Annotated in this window: 13 protein-coding genes and 1 tRNA gene; 12 read left to right on the plus strand and 2 right to left on the minus strand. The window is 41.7% G+C overall.

Going from position 1 to position 16,450, the window contains the following annotated elements; genetic code table 11:
* Nucleotides 1-9 precede the first annotated feature (9 nt).
* From kdsB to J0L60_00640, 5 genes are all read left to right on the plus strand, one after another.
* On the plus strand, nucleotides 10-762 hold the full coding sequence (kdsB, locus tag J0L60_00620) for a 3-deoxy-manno-octulosonate cytidylyltransferase (GenBank protein ID MBN8544609.1): 753 nt from the start codon (nucleotides 10-12) through the stop codon (nucleotides 760-762).
* Nucleotides 763-789: 27 nt separating this feature from the next.
* Nucleotides 790-1,203: an HIT family protein gene (locus J0L60_00625; protein MBN8544610.1), complete on the plus strand. Its 414-nt coding sequence runs from the start codon at nucleotides 790-792 to the stop codon at nucleotides 1,201-1,203.
* 13 nt (nucleotides 1,204-1,216) lie between these two features.
* Nucleotides 1,217-1,624: a cobalamin B12-binding domain-containing protein gene (locus J0L60_00630; protein MBN8544611.1), complete on the plus strand. Its 408-nt coding sequence runs from the start codon at nucleotides 1,217-1,219 to the stop codon at nucleotides 1,622-1,624.
* Nucleotides 1,625-1,651: 27 nt separating this feature from the next.
* Nucleotides 1,652-4,600 carry a choice-of-anchor D domain-containing protein gene (locus tag J0L60_00635; protein ID MBN8544612.1) on the plus strand — a complete coding sequence of 983 codons (2,949 nt, stop codon included), beginning with the start codon at nucleotides 1,652-1,654 and terminating at the stop codon, nucleotides 4,598-4,600.
* A 67-nt stretch (nucleotides 4,601-4,667) separates the two neighbouring features.
* Complete coding sequence (locus J0L60_00640) at nucleotides 4,668-6,767, plus strand: glycoside hydrolase family 97 protein (protein MBN8544613.1); 2,100 nt, start codon at nucleotides 4,668-4,670, stop codon at nucleotides 6,765-6,767.
* Nucleotides 6,768-6,840: 73 nt separating this feature from the next.
* Here the strand turns inward: J0L60_00640 and J0L60_00645 are convergent, their stop codons facing one another.
* Together J0L60_00645 and J0L60_00650 are read right to left on the minus strand one after the other, a co-directional pair.
* On the minus strand, nucleotides 6,841-7,542 hold the full coding sequence (locus J0L60_00645) for a prolyl oligopeptidase family serine peptidase (protein ID MBN8544614.1): 702 nt from the start codon (nucleotides 7,540-7,542) through the stop codon (nucleotides 6,841-6,843).
* 160 nt (nucleotides 7,543-7,702) lie between these two features.
* Nucleotides 7,703-8,239, minus strand: a complete 537-nt coding sequence (locus tag J0L60_00650) for a Spy/CpxP family protein refolding chaperone (GenBank protein ID MBN8544615.1) — start codon at nucleotides 8,237-8,239, stop codon at nucleotides 7,703-7,705.
* Nucleotides 8,240-8,435: 196 nt separating this feature from the next.
* Here J0L60_00650 and J0L60_00655 point away from each other — a divergent pair, with 196 nt between their 5' ends.
* From J0L60_00655 to J0L60_00685, 7 genes are all read left to right on the plus strand, one after another.
* A complete protein-coding gene (locus J0L60_00655) occupies nucleotides 8,436-9,020 on the plus strand; it encodes an RNA polymerase sigma factor (GenBank protein ID MBN8544616.1) in 585 nt (194 codons plus the stop codon).
* On the plus strand, nucleotides 8,971-9,684 hold the full coding sequence (locus tag J0L60_00660; GenBank protein ID MBN8544617.1) for a hypothetical protein: 714 nt from the start codon (nucleotides 8,971-8,973) through the stop codon (nucleotides 9,682-9,684). The genes J0L60_00655 and J0L60_00660 overlap by 50 nt, the downstream gene beginning before the upstream one ends.
* Nucleotides 9,685-9,694: 10 nt before the next feature.
* Entirely contained in the window at nucleotides 9,695-10,171 is a 477-nt protein-coding gene (locus tag J0L60_00665) for a hypothetical protein (GenBank protein ID MBN8544618.1), read from the plus strand.
* Nucleotides 10,172-10,232: 61 nt separating this feature from the next.
* Nucleotides 10,233-10,317 (plus strand) — tRNA-Leu (locus tag J0L60_00670).
* Between the two features lie 75 nt (nucleotides 10,318-10,392).
* Nucleotides 10,393-11,868, plus strand: a complete 1,476-nt coding sequence (locus J0L60_00675; GenBank protein ID MBN8544619.1) for a DUF92 domain-containing protein — start codon at nucleotides 10,393-10,395, stop codon at nucleotides 11,866-11,868.
* A 137-nt stretch (nucleotides 11,869-12,005) separates the two neighbouring features.
* On the plus strand, nucleotides 12,006-14,843 hold the full coding sequence (locus J0L60_00680) for a tetratricopeptide repeat protein (GenBank protein MBN8544620.1): 2,838 nt from the start codon (nucleotides 12,006-12,008) through the stop codon (nucleotides 14,841-14,843).
* On the plus strand, nucleotides 14,840-16,435 hold the full coding sequence (locus J0L60_00685; GenBank protein MBN8544621.1) for a hypothetical protein: 1,596 nt from the start codon (nucleotides 14,840-14,842) through the stop codon (nucleotides 16,433-16,435). Before J0L60_00680 ends, J0L60_00685 begins: the two co-directional genes overlap by 4 nt.
* The last annotated feature ends 15 nt before the right edge of the window (nucleotides 16,436-16,450 follow it).

Here is a 16,450-nt window from a genome sequence, read left to right on the forward strand (position 1 = left end):
GAAAATTTTATGAAAATAGTTGCAATTATCCCCGCAAGGTACGGTTCCACCCGTTTACCGGGGAAACCTTTGGCTCAGATACTCGACAAACCTATGATCGAGTGGGTTTACAAAAGCGTCAGGAAATCAAGGCTTGTTGAGAGAATAATTGTGGCTACGGACGATCAGAGAGTTTACGATGCGGTGAAGAATTTTGGCGGTGAAGTTGTGATGACACCTGCGGATATGCAGACGGGCTCTGACCGTATCGCTTATGTGGCAAATCAGCTTCCCGATGCAGAGATAGTTATAAATGTTCAGGGAGATGAACCATTTATTTCAGGCAGCATAATTGATGACGCTGTAATGCCTCTTTTGGTTGATCCAAAACTTCAGGTTTCAACTCTTGTTAAAAAAATTTCCACACAGGATGATCTCAACAATCCATCAGTTGTGAAAGTTGTTTTTGATAATTTCAGCAATGCAATCTATTTCTCCAGGTCGCCAATTCCTTATTTGAGGGAGGGTGATTTAATTCAATCCGCTCTCGATTCGGGAAGGTTTTATAAGCATATCGGGCTTTATGTTTACCGGAAGGAATTCCTTCTTTATTATACAAGGCTGCCACAATCGTCACTGGAGGATGCTGAGAAACTTGAGCAATTGAGAATTCTCGAGAACGGATACGACATAAGAGTAGTGGAAACCGAGATTGAGAGCATTTCTGTGGATACGGCTGAAGACCTCTACAAGGCAAGAACCTATGCGTTATCATTTTCTTAGAAATATTAAAGAGTTTTTATATTTGATATGAATTGTATATTTTGCGACATCATAAAAAATGATAATCATGAGGGACTGATATACCGGGATGAGAAGGTGGTATCATTTCTCGATATCAGACCATTGAGCTACGGACATACTTTGGTTGTACCTGTGGAGCATCACAAAGATTTCAGGGAAATGCCGGTTGAAATGATGGGGTATTATTTTGAAAAGGTTCAGAAGATTGCTCTTGCAGTAGAGAAAGCCACTGGTGCACACGGTTTCAATATCATATGCAATACTGGAGAAGCTGCCACACAGACGGTCTTTCATCTCCACTTTCATATAATACCAAGATTTCACGACGATAATATTTTCAAACGGCTCGATTTTAAAAAGTATGATGAAGTGATCACCATGCAGTCATATGCCGAAAAAATCAAAAAACATTTAGAATAATACGAGAGATTAAATGGAGAAGAAGATCAGAGTTTTAGTCGGTAAAGCCGGACTTGACGGCCACGACAGGGGAGCGAAAGTTATTGCTGCTGCACTTCGGGATGCAGGCATGGAAGTGATCTATACCGGATTGAGGCAGACCCCCGAAACGATTGTTGAAGCAGCACTTCAGGAAGATGTGGATGTAATTGGTTTAAGCATTCTTTCAGGTGCGCATATGACTCTTTTCCCAAAAGTCCTCGGCTTGATGAAGGAAAAGGGGATTGACGATGTACTTTTGACCGGGGGTGGAATAATACCCGAGAGTGACAAGGAAGCATTAAAGAAGATTGGAACGGGAGAACTTTTTACCCCCGGAACTCCAACACATGAGATTGCTGATTACATAAAAAAATGGTGCGAGGAGCATCCCCGCGACTAACTCACACAACTAAAGAGTGAGAATCAAATGAAAAAGTTGTTTGTACTTTTTTCCCTTTTGATAATTGGGTTAAATGCCCAGTCATTGATTAAAACCATCCCCCTGCCCACCTCGGCATATTATAACAGTGCGTATGGACTCGTTTTTGCAAACGGGAAATTGTGGCTATCCACATCAAGTTCCACAACCGGTTTGAAAAACAAGCTTATAGCAATAGATACACTCGGAAATGTTGTGGACAGTCTAATGATTAACTACCCGACAATCAGGGAATCCCAGGGATTGGGATGGGATGGTACCAATTTCTGGTATAATGAGCGACTGATTTCGCGTCATAACTTCAGAAAGGTGACCACCTCGGGGACTGTACTTGACTCTATTTTGATGCAGACCTATTATATGGGTGGTACGGCATACGACCGGAGTGGGTTGTGGTTCAGCGTGTATTATCCCAACCCTCAAGCGGGAGTATACAAAATTGATGTAACAACTCAGCAACTTGTGGATACAATTTCTGTTTTTGGATTGCAGCCTCAGGGAGTTACAGTGAAAGGCGACACTCTGTTTTATGTGATGGAAAATTTTGAAGGTGATGCCGAGAGAATTTATGCTGTAAATATTTCAACGGAGGATACACTTTTCTCATTTCCTGTACCCAAAGGAACGGGAGCAAGCATCTCACCCCGGGGGCTCGCCTGGGACGGGAAATATCTTTGGCTTCTTGCCCGGATGCTCAGCGGAACACAAAGGGCACTCTACAAGTTTGATCTTGGTGGCAGTGGTACTCCACAGATTCAGGTGGTTACTGCCTCCATTGAGTACGGTAATGTTCAGATAGGTTCTTCTTCAACTTCACAACTGTACCTGAACAATGTCGGGACAGCTCCTCTAAAAATCGATTCGCTGAAATTTTCGTCATCCGCATTTTCTTCCTCGGCTGTCTTTCCGGTTACAATTCAGCCAAATCAAATTACTCCTTTGGAGATTAAATTTACACCAACAGACCCTGTATATTACAAAGACAGTGTGCTGATTTATCATAATGACATCAATTTTGCATTTTCGAAGACAAAACTGAGTGGACGGGGAATCTATGTCGGACCCGTAATTTCGTCCTCTTCCGCATCCCTCGATTATGGAATCAAGCGGGTAAGGAGTTCGGGTTATAAAGAGATAACATTCAGCAACACCGGATCTGCAAAGATTAATGTTGACTCTCTCAGGTTCGATACTGAGACCTATTTCATACCAAAGGCTCCGTCGAATTTTTCGATTGATTCTGTGGGGTCGGTTACTTTCAGAGTTTGGACAAATCCTAAAACCTATGGTTTGCACCAGGATACACTCAGAGTTTATTCAAATGCTTCAAACGCGATACAATTAAAAATACCGCTCATTACAAATGTGACTGCAGTTGATTCCTCTTTGGGAGCGAAATACTGGGAAGGGGTAATTCCCGACAATCCAATGACGAGTGCGGATGATTTATCAGCCAAGTATATTAAAAAAGCGGGTGATTTGAACGGTGACGGCATTGCTGATATGATAGTTGCAACAGACAACTATTTTACGATTGCTTACAACGGCAATTCCTCAGTGAGTGCAGATATTCTCTGGATGTTCAATTCCTACAGAAACAACAATGATGCGGGTTCGGTATCCCGTGTTGGATCGCTTCAACCTGTTGCAGATGTCAACAATGACGGTATTGGCGATGTCTGTATCGGAACAGCAGGCGGAAGTGAATATGTCTATATGATAGATGGTGCAACCGGCGAAAAACTGTGGGAATTTGGTGATTCGGTTAATTATGATCTGGGTGATGTCAACGGTATCGATGGCAGGCGTGACTGGAACAATGACGGCACAATTGACATTTTGGCGACTGCAAGCGGAAATGAATTCAATGGCAGTGGACGCTTTTCAACATATCTGCTCGACGGGAAAACAGGAGCTCAAATCTGGAGAATTGACGATTCCCCGAGCAAGAAGATGAAAGATGCGGTTGTCTCTTTCCCCGGAGGTGGTGCGTTTACTACCCGTGTATCAAATGCAACTGCTGCTGAGATATATGCTTTTAATGATCTTGCTCAACGGCTCTGGACTTACAATACAGACGCTTCCTGCTGGGCACTGGATGTGCTTTTTGATACCGTAGCTAACAAACGCTCTGTGATAGCAGGGGATATCGCCGGTAAAGTTTATTCTGTTGATGTTTCCAATGGCTCGCTGAACTGGACAGGTCAGGTAGGTGGAGGATTTATCGAAGATCTGATAATCATCGGCGACATTGATAATGATGGCGTATCTGATGTTCTGGTGCAGGCACTTACACCTTACATTTATGTGCTGAGTGGAAAAAGTGGAGTTGCGATCACTGCCATTCCGACGGGGGGTAACAATCTGGGTGCCGGAATTCTTGGTGATTTAACTGCGGACGGATATCCTGAGATCGGTGTCGCATCTCTCGACAATAAAATTTATGTTTTTGGCGGTAAGAACAGCGACACCCTCTTCACTTACGCTTTTGGCGGTGGTTCCAACTCCTACGCTGCAGAGGCGATTTGGGGAATGCCTGACATCGACCTTAACGGGACACTCGAATTCATGGCAGGTTCCAGAGACGGAAAAGTTGTCGCTTTTTCGGGTGGTTTCGATATCCCGGTTGGAATAAAAGGCGATTACACTCAAATTCCACAACAATATGAGCTTAAACAAAACTACCCGAATCCATTCAATCCGTCGACAATAATCGAGTTCCGGACCGCTTCTGCGGGTCCTGTTAGCCTTAAGATATTTGACATTCTTGGCGGTGAGGTTGCCACTTTGGTAAATGAAATTAAACCTGCGGGTACTCATTTCGTACAATGGACGGGTAAGAACAATACCGGAAACAGTGTTAATTCGGGAATTTATTTCTACACTATTAAAGCGGGAGATTTTTATTCCACCCGTAAAATGGTGATGCTTAAATAATGCAATAATGCAGTAATCCAATAATCCAATAATGCAGTAATGCAGTAATGTTGACTGGTCTAAAAGTATGATTAAGAAAATTCTTTTATTTATTCTGGTTACGGTAGGAGTAACCTTTTCGCAAAATCTTAAATCTCCTAACGGGAGACTCGAACTTGACTTTATGATGAGCAAGGGAGGGATTCCGTATTATACATTAAAGTTCGATGGTAAATATGTTATTAAGGAATCGGCGCTGGGGATCGAAATAAGAGATGATCCAGGTTTTGTGAGTGAACTTAGTGAATTGACGGTTGAAAATTCCTCGTTTGACGAGACCTGGAACCCGGTTCTTGGTGAAGTAAAAGAGATCAGAAACCACTACAATCAACTGAAAGTAACTCTTCAGCACTTCACCACAAAAAAACAGATGGCGATTGTCTTCAGACTCTTTAATGATGGACTCGGTTTCAGGTACGAATTTCCTGAAATGGAAAATCAGAGGTACTTCACCATCATGGGTGAGAAAACCCAGTTTGTCCTGACGGGAGATCACAAAACTTTCTGGATTCCGGGTGATTTCGACAGCAACGAATATCCATATATGACGAGTAAATTGAGTGAAGTGGATGCAGAAAAGGGACAGGGCTTTTTTGAGATTAGCACCCGTTCGATTATTGCTCCGAATGCTGTTCAAACTCCTCTTATGATGAAATCCTCAGACGGACTTTACATCAATATTTTTGAAGCTGCCGTAACAAATTATCCCGTTATGCATCTTCTGGTTGATAAAAAGGAGTTCGCTCTCTCGGCAGTTCTGGCACCTGACGCAGTAGGTAATCCTGCCTACATGCAGGCACCGTGTTCGACTCCTTGGAGAACTGTTATTGTTTCTTCCAAGGCAGAGGAAATTCTTGCTTCAAAAATGATCCTCAATTTGAATGAACCATCAAAAATTGCTGATGCAAGCTGGATTAAAGGGAATAAGTATGTCGGCATCTGGTGGGAACTTCATGTGGGGAAATCGAGCTGGAATTACTCAGACATCAACAATGTAAAAATTGGTGAAACCGACTGGGCAAGCCTGAAGCCGAACGGCAGACACGGAGCCACAACTGAAAGAACCAAATATTATATTGATTTTGCTGCTAAAAACGGTTTTGACGGCGTTTTGGTTGAGGGATGGAATGTAGGCTGGGAGGACTGGTTTGGTCAGTGGAAGGAAAATGTTTTTGATTTTGTAACGCCGTATCCCGATTTCGATGTAAAAGAGTTGCAGAATTATGCCAAGTCAAAGGGTGTGAAACTTATCATGCACCACGAGACGAGTGCCTCAGCAACAAACTATGAGAGAAGACTCGACGATGCTTTCCGTTTTATGAAAGAGCACGGATACGATGCGGTAAAAACCGGTTATGTCGGTCGGATTATTCCCAGAGGTGAACGACATGACGGTCAATGGATGGTTGCTCATTACTTCAGAGTAGCTGAAAAAGCCGCCAAATACAAGATAATGGTCAATTCGCATGAGTCGCACAGGCCAACCGGGCAGTCAAGAACCTGGCCAAACTGGTTCGCAGCGGAAGCAGCGAGAGGGAATGAGTTTAATGCCTGGAGCAGGGGAAACCCGCCCGAGCATGAAACAATTTTACCTTTCACCAGACTGATGGGCGGTGCGATGGACTACACTCCGGGAATTTTCCAGATAAAAATGGATTATTACACCCCGGGAAGCAAATTCCAGGTACATACCACACTTGTAAAGCAACTGGCGCTTTATGTTACGATGTACAGTCCGTTGCAAATGGCAGCAGACATCCCTGAAAACTATGAAAAGCACATGGATGCTTTTCAGTTTATTAAAGATGTCGCCGTTGACTGGGATGACACAAAGATACTATCCGCTGAACCTGGTGATTATCTCCTGATTGCAAGAAAAGCAAAAGGGAAAAACGAGTGGTATATCGGAGGGATTACTGATGAAAATGCACGGGAAATGGAAATATCATTTGATTTCCTCCCTGCGGGAAAATCATTCACTGCTGACTTCTACATGGATGGAGACGATGCAAGTTGGGAGAAAAATCCCATGAAATACAAAATCGAAAAGAAAACCGTAACCTCCACTTCCAAAGTAAAGGTTAAGCTTGCCCCTTCGGGAGGGGTGGCGGTTACTGTTAAGTTATGACTTATGAGTTATTAGTTATGAATTGGATGAATTTTCAGAGGTAACTCATAATTCATAAGTCATAACTAATAATTCAGGGAAGTTTATGCTTCAATAGCCATTGATAGATTTCGGGATTTGAATAGGTGGCATCCCATGCGTTGTGGTTGCCACCTTCGTATATTGTGAGTATAGCTTCCACTCCACATTTCTTTGTTGCGTTTATCATTCTTTCTGATTCTGAGAGAGGAACCACATCGTCTTTCTCACCGTGGAATGCCCAGGTTGGTACTCCACCGACTTCGCAGATGCGATGAGGGAGTCCGCCGCCACATACGGGAATTATGGCTGCTATTCTTTTTGGTGCCTCCAAAGCCATCGCCCAGGTTCCATATCCACCCATGCTTAAGCCCGTAACATAAATTCTTGATTTGTCAACTCTGTATTTTGTTTCGAGGAAATCGAGAAGAGCCACAAGGTCAGATCCTTTCCACCACTCTTTGGGTTTGCATTGAGGAGCAATAACAATAAACGGAAACTTCTCACCTTTTTCGATATGTTTCGGCACGCCGTGTGTTTTCACAAGTTCAAGATTTTCTCCTCTTTCGCCTGATCCGTGCAAAAATATCAGAAGTGGATATGTCTGACTGGTTTCCGAGTAGCCGTCAGGCAGGTATTCGAGAAAATCGAAAGAGACATCTTTTTCGACCTTTCCGGAAAATTGTTGTGGTTTCATTATCTGCGGGAAAATCGCAGTTGACAGAAAAATCATTGACAGGAGGGTAATTTTTTTCATTGTTTTGGTCTGTTAATTAATAGAAAATCATCATACAAACTTAAATAAAACAATTTGGTGAATCAATTATTAAATTCTGATTTTTGACCGGGTTTAAAATAAAAAAGGCTGCCGGGGAGCACCGACAGCCGGTTTAGCTGCTCCTTTTTCAGGAATCAGTTCATCTGTTCAAGCATCTGCCGTCTCTAAAACCTTTTCCACCACCTTTAGGACCTCTTCCGCCACCACGATGATATCCTTTTCCTCTTCCGTCACAGTTTCCACAGTCTCCTCTGAACCCCATGCCACCTTTTCCGGGTCTGTTCGCTCTGAATTCATTCCACTTGGCTTTTTGTTCTTTTGTAAGCAGATCATAGACATCCATCTGATGATTGGCTCTTGAATTCTGCAGCGACTCGTGAATTTTCGAGATTTTAGCAGTCATATTGAGGTATTCAGCTCTGGTGTATTCACCCTTGGATAAAAGCTGTTTCATCTCTATTCTGGCTTTTTCGAGCTCAGCTCTGAGATCAATCATCTTTTTGAGGTGATCATTTCGCAATGCCTCAATTTTTGTTTCCTGATCTTTTGTGAGGTCAAGTTTTTCCATCATTCTGCCGCGTCCGTGACCTTCAAATCCGGGTTGGGCAAATGTCGTTGCAGGTAAAACAAGTATTATTGCAAGGACGATAACCATAGATGAGATTAGGTGTCTCATAATTTATTCTCCATTTGTTTTGAATTTATTAACTTTCTGGTTATGTGACATGATGAAGAGAGGGGAGGGTTTAAAGGTGCATTCAATTTAAGTTGCTTTTTCTTTCAGTGAATTTGCAACGAAAAAATTGTTATATTTTGATTAAACCAATTACATTGTTTGAATGTCAAACTAATAAATTCACTAAAAGTTATTGATGACCGACGAAGAATTAGTAAAGAGATTTCTTAACGGCGAAGAATCAGCATTTAATTTGCTTGTTAGAAAATATCAACAGAAGATATACTGGCATGCCCGTCGACTTACGGGCAACCATTTTGACGCTGATGATATTCTGCAGGAAGTTTTGATGGTGATTTACAGCAAGTTGAAGGACTACAAGTTCGAGTCGTCATTGTACACATGGATATTCAAGATAACTTATACCAGGTCACTAAATCTTATTAACAAGAACAAGCTTAAAAGATTTTTTTCGATTGGGGATGAAGATACACCTGAAATAAGTGGTGATGTGGATGTGGTAAGAGATGTTGAAAACAGGGAAAAACTCCTGTTGCTCGATAAAATATTGAAACAACTGCCTGTGAAACAGAGGGAAGTGTTTGTAATGAGACACTTCGATGAATTGAGCTATGAAGAAATAGCCGAGATTACCGGCAAAAGCACCGGCGGACTAAAAGCAAACTATTTTCACGCTTTAAACAAAGTTACTTCTCTGATGGAGAAAGAGTATGGAAAAAAAGAAACGGATCTTCGAATATTTGGACAGCAAGCCGGGTAAAACCGGGACTTCAAATTTCGAAGCTGACATAAAAGAAGACGATGAGCTCTACAGTGAGTATGTCAAGGTTAAAGACTCCCTCTTAAAACTTGACAATCTTGCTAATGTGGAGTCGGACACTCTTTATTTTGAGAGTGTTCTGCCGAGATTCAGAGAAAATCTTGAATTACGGAAACAAAAACGATTCGTTCCGGTTTTTGCTAAACTGGCTGCCGGACTCGCGATTCCGGTTTTGGCAGTAACTCTGTTTATAACCCAGCCCTGGAGTACACAGATTCAAGTACCCGCAAAGGTCGATCAGGAAAACACTCTTGCAACAACTCCCGGAATCAAAACAGAATCACCTGTTAAAACGGAACAAAATGAACCTGTTGCCGTAAAACCGCAATACAGATACACTTCGACTCAATCGAATAATTCACCTGTATTGGAAAAAAGTGACAAGAATGAGATTTTACTTGGTTCCACGACTTTAGTCGATGATGCAACACTGGCCGGGCATTCAAAATTTCATGAGGCGTATAATTCGCTTCTTGAAATGAACACCACAAGTTTGCTTGAAATTGCTGAAAAATATGGAATTTCACTGGATGAAGTGGTTCAAAACTTAAGTGAAGAAGAAATTGAAAAACTTTCAGGACAAATAGACCCAATTGTTAATTGAGGAAAAAATCATGAGATATATTTTATTATTTATTTGCATTCTTTTTTTGTTGGATGGAGCTGCGAGCGCACAACCCGGACCAGGAAAGGGAAAATTCAGGAACCGGGGAGGAGACCCGCTTAAGAAACTCGAACAACTTGAAAAAGTAAAGTTGATTGAGGTGCTAGATCTTGATGAATCCACAATGCTGAAGCTTTTCTCGAGGCGTGGTGATCACAAAAAGATGATGGAAGAACGGAATGAATTTGCTGACAAGTTGCTTGACCAGATGGAAGACCTGATTGCTGCTAACAAAAACGGATCGAAAGATGAAGAATTGAAAGCAAAGATAAGTGAGTTTAACAACCATATTGATGAGTCACACAAGCTGCAAAGGCAGTTTGTTATGTCACTGTCTGATCTTCTTTCACCGGAAAAACTTGCCAAATACATAGTGTTTGAGAGGAATTTCCGAAGAGAAATTAGAGATATTCTAAAAAAAGATTAAAATATTGAAAAAGCGATTTGCATAAAACCGCAGAAAACCTTAAATTTACAGTCTAAATTCTGCGGAAGTGGCGAAATTGGTAGACGCGCACGTTTGAGGGGCGTGTGGGGAGACCTGTACGGGTTCAAGTCCCGTCTTCCGCACCAGAATTACAAAAGCAGTCCTTAATCGGACTGCTTTTTGTATTTTAAAAGATGAGTTTTACTTAATTAGGAGAATGGTTGGGAGAGGTCACCTGGTCATTAATTTTTCTGTTAATAATAGCTGTATCAGCCGGTACAACCGAGATACTTTCCCGGAACGGCAATCTGGAAAAGAATACCGGCAGGAAAGTTCTGCATATCGTAGCGGGAACACTTGTTTCCTTTCTTCCGTTTTTTATAAAATCGTCAACGACTCTCCTTGTTATTGGAGTCACAGTACTGATTCTCCTTTACTATCTTGTCTCAAAGAATAAACTCACCGGTATTGACGATTTGGAAAGAAAAAGCTGGGGTATTGTTTATTTTCCTGTCTCATTTATTCTCCTTATTCTGTTTTTCATACCAGACAAACCTGAGATATTTACCCTTGGTTTTTTAATAATGACATTCTCAGATTCTCTCGCCTCGATATTCGGTAAAAAGATAAAAAGCGAGGAATATCACCTGACCAGAGACAAAAAATCGGTGGCCGGCAGTCTCACATTCTTCCTGGTTTCCGTCATTATACTCTCACTTTTCATTCTTTTCGGTAACGGGACACCTGATCACAAGTACAATCCGTTGTTCGTTTTTTCTTTTGTCCTGATAATAGCTTTCATCGCAACACTACTCGAAGGATTATCTTCTGCAGGTCTGGACAACCTGACTGTCCCGGTTGGAGTCGCATTTTTGGCAAATATTTTTTTAAGTTCTCCTTTACCGGGTATTGAAGTGTCGTTGTTAACCGGATTTTGTGCATCACTTCTTGTGGGCGCGCTATCATTGAAATTCAGATTCCTTACAATGGATGGTGCAGCGGGCGCCATCATTCTTGGTACTTTCGTTTTTGGTTTTGGCGGGTTGCAGTGGACAATTCCGGTCCTGTCCTTTTTCATCCTGTCAAGCATTTTATCCAAAATCCGTCTGAAGCGTAACAGGGAGGTGGAGGAGAGGTTTGAGAAATCAGGGACGAGGAACATTGGGCAGGTACTTGCAAACGGAGGTATTGGCGGGTTAATCCTCCTTTTGGAGAGTTATTTTCAGTCGGGCTGGCTCTACTATCTGTTCGTTTTGAACTTTGCAGCGGTCTGCTCAGATACCTGGGGAACCGAATTCGGGACGATGTGGAAAACAAAAACGGTTTCACTTCGAAATTTCCGCGAAGTCCCGCAGGGATTATCAGGTGGTGTGTCGCTGCCGGGAACGGTTGGTGCACTCGGAGGTGCCCTGATGGTAGTAATAAGTTCATATTATTGGACAGGTGATTTATTTATATTCGTAATTCTGATTACACTTGGTTTTGCCGGCAGCATCATAGATTCGCTGTTGGGAGAGTACCTGCAAATTCAGTACAAGTGTCTCAAATGTGGTATTGTAACTGAAAGAAAATCGCACTGCGATGACTCAACTTCAAGGCACAAAGGTTTTCAATTTATTACCAACGACATCGTAAATTTTGGATCAGCAATATTATCAATTTTAGTTTTTATAATTATATATAAAGCCCGGCTATGAAATTTAAAAAGCTTCTGTTATTGTTAGTTATACCGGTTTTTTTCGTTAAAGCCCAATCTTCAGAGGAATATTACAATGCTGTAAAATATTTCCAGGACGGAAGGTATTATGAGTCTTACCTCCTTTTTGAGAAATTTTTGAAGATAAAAATCCCCGAGGATGAACTCTACGCCTCCGCAAAATTTTACTCATCGGAAGCCCTCTTCAATCTTGGTCAGTATGGCGGAGCGATGAGCGGCTATGAATATCTTGTAAATAAATTCGAATACACTTCCTTTAGAGCTGTTGCGTTATACAAGCTCTCTTTAATTTACATTTATAACGGACAAATCGACAAAGCCCGCGTTAGATTAATGACATTTGCCCGGAATTATCCTGGGAACAACAACTATGGATCGGTTCTTTTTTATATCGGTGAAACCTACAGATATGAAAAAAACTACACCGATGCACTCTATTACTATGAGCAGGCAAAATCGAACCGGAACAGCAACAAATACAGGATTGAAACTCTGTTTTATATTGGGGAGTGTTATGAGTATACGGGTAAATTCTCAGATGCAGCAAATACTTACGAAGAAATTTTGAATAATTACCCCGACAATCCTTTCTCCTTAAGTGCACAGATAAAACTCGGAGTAAGTTATTTCAAAGCAGGTGAGTATGAAAAAGCCATTTTGGAATTGATGGGACCCGATTTTCAGAATCTGCCACCCGAAAAGAAGAAGGAATCAACCCTGATACTCGCATCATCCCTCTTTCACACTCAGGAATATGGCAGGGCGGAAGAAGAATTTCTAAAGCTTTACAAGCAGGAGAAGGATTCCGAGACAGGCAGGGAAGCTCTTTACGGACTTGCATGGTGCAAATTTCAGACGGCAAAATTTGATTCGGCTCAGATTCTTTTCAGCATCGTCGCAAACGGAAAAGATTCAATTGCCGAGGCGGCTTCTTTTTGGAGAGCAGAAACTCAGAGATATAAAGGTGATTTCAAAAATTCCATTTCGCTCTTTGAGGGGTTCATTTCAAAGTATCCAAAGAGTAACTATTATGGAGTGGCGAAAACCGGACTGGGAATTGCGCTCATCGAGTTGAAAGAGTATAAAAAGGCGTTTGATCTTTTTTCAGATCTTAAAAATTCGAAAGATGATGGAATTAAGGCAAAAGCGAACATCTTTTTGGGTGAACTCAATTCGAATAAAAAGAACTATGTGGAAGCCATTACCAACTTTGAAGTTGCAACACAGGTTGCACCGAAAAGCAGTGATTTGCATACCAGAGGCCAACTTGGACTCGGAGTCTGCTATTTCCTGATGGGGAGTCTGGACAAGGCATACGATATCTTGAGAGATATTCAAGGGAAGAGAAGCAATTTTGAACCTGATGTCTATAATTTTTATCTCGGAGAGATCTTCTTCCAAAGACTTAAATTTCGTGAAGCCCTCGAGAATTACTCCCGTGTTAACATCGAAAATGGCGCATTTGGAAAACTTTCTCTGTACGGTAAAGCTTACTCATACTTCAATATCAAGGATTACCAGAACGCCAAGTTCACATTTATCGATTTTATTGCTAGATTTCCCAAAGATGAACGCATCGTCGACTCGAAGGTTAGGCTCGCAGAGAGCTACTACGCCACTCGCGATTTTGAAAATTCCGCGAAGATTTACGATAATCTGCTGAAAGGGAACGACCAGACCGATAAAAATCTGCTTCGTTATCAATACGCCCTCACTCTTTATAACATGGGGAAAAAAGAGGATGCGATAAAGGAATTAAAGAAAGTAATTAAAGATGCACAGGGAACTCAGCTTGAAGAAAATTCCCGGTTTATGATCGGATGGATTTACTTCAAAGGACAGGATTACGACAAAGCCATCGCAAGTTACAACGATTTTCTCGAAAATTCCGACGACTCGACCATTGTACCGATTGTTTACTATAATCTTGGTGACAGCTATTATAACCTTGAACAGTTTGGTACAGCAGCCGGATACTATGAGAAGGTATTGAACAATTATCCCAACTCACCGCAGGTTTATGACGCTTTTAACGGTCTGTTCTTCAGTTATTTCGCGCAGGGACTGCAGGATACTGCCTTCGCCCTTATCGACCAGTTTCTTTCGAGTAATCCCAGACTGAAGGATGCTGACAGACTTTATTTGAAACGGGCTGAATTGTTTTTCAATGCGGGTGACTTCAGTCGGGCGAAGGAAAACTATCTCAGTTTTATCGAATTTTATCCTTCATCCCCACATCTTGCAGAGGCATATTACTGGTTGGGTAAATCTCATCAGGCAAGCGGTGAAAGTGGTCAGGCGATGAATTCGTTCCGTTGGGTGATTGAGAAGTATGATACAACATCGTTCGCGCCTTTGGCATCTGTGGAATTGGCGCATGTTTTGATGGATGAGAACCAGCTTGATGATGCCGGAAGCATAATCGATGCAGCGATCACTAAATATCCGAAAGACCAAACAATCCCTGAGATTAAATATCTAAAAGGTTTGTGGTTTCTCCTGAAGGGAGATACTCTTTCGGGTTTTGATCAGTTCGATGATGTAATAAACAATTTTGTCGGAAACCAGTTTGCAGACAAGTCGTACATCGAGAAGGGGAGAATTGAACTCCGTAGCAGACGATACGACAATGCAATAAAAGCCTTCATGAATGTTGCCATGAGGAGAGAGGATATAATTGGAGCAGAGGCTCAATATATGCTCGGTGTTGCATATTATGAAAAAGGCGAGTACAAGGATGCGATTACCGCTTTTGTGCGTGTGGAATCGGTATTTTCCGAGTTTAATGACTGGCTTGCCAAGGCATATTTGAATCTCTCTGATTCGTATGTGAAGTTGAAAGACAACAAAAAAGCCATCTCGATACTTGAAAAACTTATCGAAAAACATCCTGATGACGATTATGGTACACAGGCAAAGAAGAAACTAAGAGATTTAAGGAACAAGAAAAAATGAAAAAATTCAGATTTGCCATACTTCTTTTTCTCTTGCTCGCCACATTTTCGGTCGAAGCACAGACTCAGCCTGAAGTGGAGCTCCCCAGTTTTGTTATCACGGGGTTAAGATCGTATGATTTTCCTGCGAGAGAGAAGATTAATCCCGATTTTTACTCAATTTTATCTGACGGTTTCAAAACACCAAAACTTGCAGATTCCGTTTTCAGACTGACAAAGAACTTCGATCCCAAGGTGACGAGGGAGATTCTAAGAGACACTTCCGAATATACAACAGGGTATGCCTCGGGTTCATTCGGAAACATGTTTCAGCCTTCGGTTAAAGGTTTTATTTCGGCACCGATGAAGGATGTTGTCCTGTTTGCAGGAGGAGAATTTAACCGCAGACAGGCATTTGTGGAGAATGCCGACGAGACAAACTTTAAAGTGAATGCCGGTTTCAAATATTACGCCTACAACGACAGTCTTTTGGATCCCGGAACCGAGTATTTCGCAAACTTCAGGATGAGTAAATCGCTTTACCAGTTCTATGGCAGTGATGATCCCTCGAGAAAAGGGGACAACAGTTTCTTCAATCCCGAACTTGGATTCAGAAATCTGTCTTCACAGTACCTTCAATATGGTGGTAAAATCAAAGGTGATATCTTCGCTCCAAATTCCGGAGATTACTCCGAGAATATTATCTCTGCCGAAGGATTTTTTAACACAAGATATGAATTCGTCGAAATATTCTCGAATCTTGCCATACGCCAACAAAATTTAACTGATTCGTCCGGTAACAAGTTTAACAATAACTTCATTAATCTAAGCGGACTTGGAGGAATAGTTATCGGCAGGACGATGAAACTGCTGGGAGGAATCGAATTAACCACAACTCCTGACAAAACCTACATATCTCCGGTTGTGAAATACTCTGCCCGGTTTGCCAACGGATTGTTTCTTATCGCATCCTACAATCCGAGCACTACAATAATGTACAATCAGGACCGTGTGGCTGAAAATCAGTATTTTCACCTGTCCGACAGTGTTTCATATTCGGTACTCCGAAAGACACACGATATAAATGCAGTATTAAAATTTGAGTATGAGAAATTAATTGAATTTGAAGCCGGCGCATCCTGGTTTATGTCAGATACATATCCTTTTTACACGGAGACAGCGAACAAAGGCTTTTTTACTTTGGGAAGTGCTGATGTGAAAGGTATCACCGGATTCGTTTCTGCAGCATTTCATCCCGGAATACTCGGAAGATTTGTCGGTGAAGTAAAATTCAATTCCGTTAAAGACGACTCCTCAAAATATGTACCTTTCATTCCGCAACTCGAATTTTATGCCTCCTATGGTAACAATTATAACAAAATAATCAGCTATGATGTCCGGCTTGGATACATTTCAAAGGTTTATTCTGACATTCAGAACAAAGTTGAAGTCGAGGGCGGATTGGACCTTTCGGTAAATGTTGAGTATAATTTGACCAATAATATAAAGTTATTCGGGCGGGGAACAGATTTGCTGAACACAAAGCTGATGAAGTGGGGGAGATATCAGTCACCCGGTTTGAGTGTCTCTGGAGGAGTGGTTTTTTCATGGTAACTGGTAAAAAATAAA

This window comes from Ignavibacteria bacterium (assembly GCA_017302895.1).
Lineage (GTDB): Bacteria > Bacteroidota > Ignavibacteria > Ignavibacteriales > Ignavibacteriaceae > UTCHB3.

Coding starts and splice junctions, on each gene's coding strand:
- kdsB (MBN8544609.1), top strand. CDS start 10: ATGAAAATAGTTGCAATTATCCCCGCAAGGTACGGTTCCACCCGTTTA.
- J0L60_00625 (MBN8544610.1), top strand. CDS start 790: ATGAATTGTATATTTTGCGACATCATAAAAAATGATAATCATGAGGGA.
- J0L60_00630 (MBN8544611.1), top strand. CDS start 1,217: ATGGAGAAGAAGATCAGAGTTTTAGTCGGTAAAGCCGGACTTGACGGC.
- J0L60_00635 (MBN8544612.1), top strand. CDS start 1,652: ATGAAAAAGTTGTTTGTACTTTTTTCCCTTTTGATAATTGGGTTAAAT.
- J0L60_00640 (MBN8544613.1), top strand. CDS start 4,668: ATGATTAAGAAAATTCTTTTATTTATTCTGGTTACGGTAGGAGTAACC.
- J0L60_00645 (MBN8544614.1), bottom strand. CDS start 7,542: ATGAAAAAAATTACCCTCCTGTCAATGATTTTTCTGTCAACTGCGATT.
- J0L60_00650 (MBN8544615.1), bottom strand. CDS start 8,239: ATGAGACACCTAATCTCATCTATGGTTATCGTCCTTGCAATAATACTT.
- J0L60_00655 (MBN8544616.1), top strand. CDS start 8,436: ATGACCGACGAAGAATTAGTAAAGAGATTTCTTAACGGCGAAGAATCA.
- J0L60_00660 (MBN8544617.1), top strand. CDS start 8,971: ATGGAAAAAAAGAAACGGATCTTCGAATATTTGGACAGCAAGCCGGGT.
- J0L60_00665 (MBN8544618.1), top strand. CDS start 9,695: ATGAGATATATTTTATTATTTATTTGCATTCTTTTTTTGTTGGATGGA.
- J0L60_00685 (MBN8544621.1), top strand. CDS start 14,840: ATGAAAAAATTCAGATTTGCCATACTTCTTTTTCTCTTGCTCGCCACA.